Annotated in this window: 8 protein-coding genes; 7 read left to right on the top strand and 1 reads right to left on the bottom strand. The window is 72.0% G+C overall.

Annotation, left to right across the window (positions count from 1 at the left end; all coding sequences use genetic code 11):
* From KBZ04_RS13735 to KBZ04_RS13720, 4 genes are all read left to right on the top strand, one after another.
* On the top strand, positions 1-617 hold a 617-nt coding region (locus KBZ04_RS13735; protein ID WP_254992468.1), incomplete at its 5' end, for a permease.
* Positions 614-1,321 (top strand): TIGR03943 family putative permease subunit, encoded by a 708-nt coding sequence (locus KBZ04_RS13730; RefSeq protein WP_254992467.1) that lies wholly within the window; start codon positions 614-616, stop codon positions 1,319-1,321. The genes KBZ04_RS13735 and KBZ04_RS13730, both read left to right, overlap by 4 nt.
* Positions 1,318-2,685 (top strand): hypothetical protein, encoded by a 1,368-nt coding sequence (locus tag KBZ04_RS13725; protein ID WP_254992466.1) that lies wholly within the window; start codon positions 1,318-1,320, stop codon positions 2,683-2,685. The genes KBZ04_RS13730 and KBZ04_RS13725 overlap by 4 nt, the downstream gene beginning before the upstream one ends.
* A gap of 10 nt (positions 2,686-2,695) precedes the next feature.
* Positions 2,696-3,097: a transcriptional repressor gene (locus KBZ04_RS13720; protein ID WP_254992465.1), complete on the top strand. Its 402-nt coding sequence runs from the start codon at positions 2,696-2,698 to the stop codon at positions 3,095-3,097.
* Here KBZ04_RS13720 and KBZ04_RS13715 read toward each other — a convergent pair.
* Positions 3,087-3,494, bottom strand: a complete 408-nt coding sequence (locus KBZ04_RS13715; protein WP_254992464.1) for a tellurite resistance TerB family protein — start codon at positions 3,492-3,494, stop codon at positions 3,087-3,089. The genes KBZ04_RS13720 and KBZ04_RS13715 overlap by 11 nt on opposite strands.
* Before the next feature lie 94 nt (positions 3,495-3,588).
* On the opposite strand from KBZ04_RS13715, the gene KBZ04_RS13710 reads away from it, so the two are divergent.
* The 3 genes from KBZ04_RS13710 to KBZ04_RS13700 form a co-directional block, all read left to right on the top strand.
* The gene (locus KBZ04_RS13710; protein ID WP_254992463.1) at positions 3,589-4,758 is read left to right on the top strand and encodes a CobW family GTP-binding protein; all 1,170 of its coding nucleotides are present in this window, start codon (positions 3,589-3,591) and stop codon (positions 4,756-4,758) included.
* Between the two features lie 89 nt (positions 4,759-4,847).
* Complete coding sequence (locus KBZ04_RS13705; protein WP_254962945.1) at positions 4,848-4,991, top strand: hypothetical protein; 144 nt, start codon at positions 4,848-4,850, stop codon at positions 4,989-4,991.
* Between the two features lie 105 nt (positions 4,992-5,096).
* The coding region (locus KBZ04_RS13700) for an extracellular solute-binding protein (RefSeq protein ID WP_254992462.1) at positions 5,097-5,819 on the top strand (723 nt) is incomplete at its 3' end.

The following is a 5,819-nucleotide window of genomic DNA, read 5'->3' as shown; positions in this document are numbered from 1 at the left end:
TGCTGGCCCGTCCCATCGGCGCCGTTGTCGTGGCCGTGGGCCTGGCCCTGCTGCTGGGCCTGGTGGGCGAACCCCTACTCCTGCAGGCCGACCTGCTGGCCGAACGGCGCCTGCACCAGCCCCTGGCGGCGGTGGGGCTGCTGGAGCGCTCCAGCGGCCTGGTGGGGGCGCCGCCGCCGTCGGCCCTCAGCGCCGAGGCCGCCCCGGTCCGGCCGCCCCTGGCCGAGCTGATGAAGCACGCCAGTCAGGAATTCCTCTATCTCTCGCTGCTGCTGGTGATGGGCAGCGTCATCGCCGCCCTGGTGCAATCCTTCGTGCCCCGCAGCTGGCTGCTGGCGGTGGGCGGCGCCCCCACCCTCTCGATCCTGGCCCTGATGCTGCTGGCCCTGGTGGTGTCGGTGTGCTCGAGCGTGGATGCGTTCCTGGCCCTCAGCTTCGCCGCCCAGGTCACCCCCGGGGCCCTGCTCGCCTTCCTGCTCCTGGGCCCGGTGATCGACCTCAAGCTGGTCAGCCTGCTCGGGCTGCTGTTCCGCCCCCGGGGCCTGGTGCTCACCACCGCCGGGGCCGCCCTGATGGTGCTGCTGATCGGCCAGTGGGTGAACCTGTGGCGCCTGTGACTCCCCCCCTCCTGCAGCGGGCCGCCCTCTGGCGCGCCGCCAGCCTCGGCCTCTGGTCCCTGGTGCTGCTCGTCAGCAGTGTCGACGGCCGCCTCGACCTGCTCCTGCGGGCCGTGTTCCACCCCCTGGTGGCCCTGGCCGGCCTGCTGCTGCTGCTCGTCGCCCTGCTGCAGCTGCGCCTGGCCTTCGGCGCCGGCCGGCAGGAGCGGGGCGACCGGCGCCAGGCCCGCACCCTGCTGCTCACCGCCGCCATCGCCCTGCTGGTGCTGCTGCTGCCGCCGGCCCCCTCCTTCGCCGATCTGGCCGGCCAGCGCCCCCGCGACGAGACCGCCGAAAGCGAGCTCAGCTTCGTGCTGCCGCCCGCCCAGCGCAGCCTCACCGACTGGGTGCGGCTGCTGCGCAGCCAGCCCGACCCCAAGCTGTTCGCCGGCGATCCGGTGCGCATCAGCGGCTTCGTGCTGCCGATGGAGGGCGAACCGCCCCAGCTGGCCCGCCTGCTGGTGCGCTGCTGCCTGGCCGATGCCTCCCCGGTGGGCCTTCCCGTCCACTGGCCCGCCGGCCAGGCCCCCTTCCCCGCCGACCAGTGGCTGGCCATCGACGGGGTGATGGGCCTCAAGCCCGCCCCCGGCGGCGGCGAGCGGCTGGAGGTGGTTCCCAGCCGTATCCGGCCCATTCCCCGGCCCGCCCGGCCCCTGGAGCCATGAGCCCCCTCTCCCGCCTCCCCTGGGCCCGGCCCCTGCCCCTCACCCTGGGCCTGGCGGCCCTGCTGGCCCTCGTCCAGCAGCAGCTGCTGCTGAACCACCCGCCCCGGCTCGAGCGGCTCACGCCGGTGGGCGCCAGCTCCGGTCCCGCCGCCCTGCAGGCCCGCTTCAGCCGGCCCATGGACCCGGCCAGCCTCCAGGCCGGCAGCCGCCTCGCCCCGCCCCTGGCCCACCGCTGGCTCGGCGACGGCGACACCCTGCTGCTGAACCTCTCCCCCGACCAGCGGATCCGCTCCCCCCTGCTACTGCAGCTGGCCGGCCGTGATCGCCGCGGGCTGGCCCTGCCCCCCCAGCGCTGGCAGTGGGATCCGCGGCCCCGGCTGCTGGCGGTGGTGCCGGTGGGCGCCGGCGAGCAGGTGCAACTGCGGGAGCACGACGGCCGCTGGCAGCCAATCACGCCGGTCTGGCCGCGGATCACCATGCTCGAGCCCCTCGGCAACGGCGAGGCCGTGGCGGTGGTGGCCCGCTCCGAGGCCGGCCGCTTCCGGGTCTGGCGGGTGCCCCTGCGCCAGCAGCCCCTGCGCCCCCTGGGCCGCCAGGGCAACGCGGCGGCCAGCCCCGTGCTGGCCGGCGCGCCCGAGCCCCTCGGCCCCGCTGACATGGTCTTCGCCCACATCAGCGGCAACCGCCGCGGCGACCTGCTGGTGCAGGCGGGTGGTGAACAGCCCGACCAGGTGAGCCTCCAGCTCTGGCCCTCCAGGGGCGGCCCCAGCCGGCTGCCGCTGGAGGCCAGCGGTGCGGTGCGGCTGCTGCCGGAGGGCGGTTCGGCGGTGGTGCCGGAGATCGATGGCCTCAGCCTGCAGGACCTGCCGCCCCGGACGCCCCGCCGCCAGACCCTGCCCGGCAGTCGCGACCTGAGCAGCTTCTGTCCCCGGGCGGGGCGGGCGCTGCTGGTGCGCCACTGGCCCGATTTCCGCCGTTCCCTGGAGCTGGTGGAGCCGGGTCTGGCCCCGCGCCAGCTCTGGATCGGCCCCCAGGCCCTGGTGGCCACGGCCTGCAGCCGCGGCGGCGAGCGGGTCTGGGCGCTGCTCGTCGAAGGGGTGGGCCGCCCGTCCCTCACCCTGATCAGCCTCGATCGCCGCGGCACCGTGCTGGCCCAGCGGCGCCTGAGCCGCTGGGAGCTGGAACCCGGCACCGGCCTCAGCTACGACCCCACCAGCGACCGCCTGGCCGTGGTGCTGCGCCCGCTGGAACAGGGCCAGGGGGCTCCAGCTCCGGCGCAGGTGGTGCTGATCGAGGCCACCAACCTCACCCCCGTGCCCCTCCAGCAGGAGGCCCTCCAGGCCATCTGGCTGCCGGCAGGGTAGAAACGGGATCATGCAGGCCCCTTCCGCCCCCGATCTCCCCCCCCGCCAGGCCTCCCTGCTGGCGGAGCTGCGCCAGGCCGACGGGGAGCTGAGCGGCCAGGATCTGCACGCCCGGCTGCGCAGCAGCCCCGCCGCCATGGGCCTGGCCACCGTCTACCGCCACCTGCGCCAGCTGCAGCAGCGGGGCCTGGTGCGCTGCCGCCACCTGCCCAGCGGCGAGGCCCTTTACGCCCCGACGGAACGGGACGAGCACCACCTCACCTGCGTCGACTGCGGCAGCACCCGGGTGCTCAGCCACTGCCCGGTGCACGGCCTGCCCCTGCCGAAGCAGGAGCTGGGCGACTTCCTGCCGCTGTATCACACCCTGGAATTCTTCGGCCTGTGCGAGCGCTGCCGGGGCCTCAGGTCCTGAGGCTGTCGCGGTGCAGCACCGCCATCACATCGAGGATCTGGCTGCAGCGTTCGGGCGTCACGCTGATCAGTTCCCCCAGCCGCTTCAGCATCTGCTGCTCCACCGGCTTAAAGCTGCGGTTGGTGTGCACCAGCAGGGCCGCCATCGCGTAGGCCGTCTCCTGCTGGGCGGGGCTCAGCACCGGCGCGGCCTCCATCAGCAGGGTCTCCCAGCCGCCGGTGCGCAACCGCCCCAGCAGGCCGTCGAACATCGCCCCCATCACGGCTTCGCCGAGGTTGCTGTAGGGCGATCGCACCTCCAGCAGCTGACGCAGCATGGCGGCCTCATCGGCGTCGAGGGCGCCATCGCAGGCCACGGCGGCAAGGCCGATGGCGGCGAAGGCTTCGCTGGGGTTCATGGACCGGGTTCGTCGACCGCCATTCCAGCAGTCTTTACGGCGCTGGTGGGGTGGCCGCGCCGTCAGAATCCCCACAACGCCTTCGCCGCTCCCCATGACCAGCACGAACCTGGATGCCCCGACTACGGCGGCCGCGGTCAGCGAGGCCAGGCCGATCTCCGTGCCGGTGACGATCCTCACCGGGTTCCTGGGGGCGGGCAAGACCACCCTGCTCAACCACATCCTCACCAACCAGGAGGGCGTCAAGACCGCCGTGCTGGTGAATGAATTCGGCGAGATCGGCATCGACAACGAGCTGATCGTGGCCACCGGCGACGACATGGTGGAACTGAGCAACGGCTGCAACTGCTGCTCGATCAACGGCGAGCTGCTGGAGGCGGTCTACCGGGTGCTGGAGCGCCCCGAGCCGGTCGACTACCTGGTGGTCGAAACCACCGGCCTGGCCGACCCGCTGCCCGTGGCCATGACCTTCCTCGGCAGCGACCTGCGCGACCTGACCCGGCTCGATTCGATCATCACCCTGGTGGACGCGGAGAACTTCGGCGCCGAGACGCTGCAGGGGGAGGTGGGCCGCTCCCAGATCGTCTACGGCGACATGATCCTGCTCAACAAGTGCGACCTGGTCAGCGAGGAGCGGCTGGAGCAGCTGGAGGCCGAGCTGCGGGCGATCAAGAGCGAGGCCCGCATCCTGCGCTCGGTGAAGGGGGCGGTGCCCCTGCCGCTGCTGCTGAGTGTGGGCCTATTCGAGACCGACAAGGTGGTGGCCCAGCAGCAGGCCCCAGCCGCCCCCAGCCACGATCACGGCCATCACCACGATCACGGCAGCGAGGACCACAGCCACTGCGATCACGACCACGGTCACTGCGAGCACGAACCGGAGGCCGCGGCCCATCACCACGGCCATAGCCACGACCACGATCACAGCCACGACCATGGCGGCCATCCGGACCACCAGGCGATCGAGGGCTTCACCTCCCTGTCCTTCAGCAGCGACGGCCCCCTCTCGCTGCGCAAGTTCCAGAACTTCCTCGACAACCAGATGCCGGCCGGGGTCTTCCGCGCCAAGGGCATCCTCTGGTTCAACGAAAGCGAGCGCCGCCACGTCTTCCACCTGGCCGGCAAGCGCTTCTCCATCGACGACAGCGACTGGCCGGGGGAGCGCAAGAACCAGCTGGTGCTGATCGGCAAGGACCTCGACCACAAGCGGCTGCGCCAGCAACTCCAGGCCTGTGTGGCCAGGGAGGCGGGCAAGGGCTTCGCCTGAGCGCCCCCCTTCCGTTTGGGCCGGAATGCTGCAACCACTACGGAACCACCGGCCAGCGCAGCTAGGGTGGCGGCCTACGACCCTTTCCCATGACCGAGTTCCTCCTGATGACGGGCGTTCTCGCCCTTCTCGGTCTGGTGTTGTGGATGGCGATGGATTCCGACGACGACAACGGCGGCGGTGGCCTGATGCAGCCCGCCCTGATCCCGGTGCGGCGCTCCACGTCCTACTGAGGCGTAAGCACTGAAACGTAAGCATTGATACGCGGCTTCGCGTCGTTTGTTCCGTCTGCCACTGGGGGGCCCTCATAGGGTCCGGGCACACGCCCGTTCCCCCCGATGCCCAGCTCCAGGCTCCCCCTTCGTCGTCTCTGGCTTCCCGCCGCCGGATCCGCTGCCGTGGGGGCAGCAGTTCTGGCCTTCTTCGGCAGCGGCACCCTGCCGGCCAGCGGCCAGTCCCAGGACACGGCTCCCGCCCTCGCCCAGGCCGGCACCACCATCGGCGTGTATTCCGGCCGGCACTACAACACCGACAAGGAGCTCTACCGCCAGTTCACCGCCCGCACTGGCATCAAGGTGAACGTGCTGGAGGCCAAGGACGACGCCCTGCTGGAGCGCCTCAAGAGTGAGGGCAGGAACAGCCCCGCCGATGTGCTGGTGCTCGTCGACGCCGCCCGCCTCGACGCCGCCACCGACCAGGGCCTGTTTCAGCCCGTCCGTTCCGCCGCCCTGCAACGGGACGTGCCCGCCAACCTGCGCGACTCCCAGGGCCGCTGGTATGGCCTGACGCGGCGTGTGCGGGCCGTGGTGGTCAACCCGAAGCTGGTGAATCCCGCCACGATCCGCACCTATGCCGACCTGGCCAAGCCGGCCCTCAAAGGCAAGCTCTGCCTGCGGGAACGCAAGAGTCCCTACAACCAGTCGCTGGTGGCCAGCCGCATGATCCTCAACGGTGATGCCGCCACCCGCACCTGGATCCGCGGCATGGTGGCCAATGTGAACCAGCCCTTCTTCACGTCCGACACCCCCCTGGCCCGGGCCGTCGCCAGGGGGGTGTGCGGC

The organism is Cyanobium sp. N5-Cardenillas (assembly GCF_024345515.1).
Classification (GTDB): domain Bacteria; phylum Cyanobacteriota; class Cyanobacteriia; order PCC-6307; family Cyanobiaceae; genus Cyanobium.
Note: the sequence above shows the minus strand (reverse complement) of the source record. Positions and strands in the feature narration are given on the sequence as shown.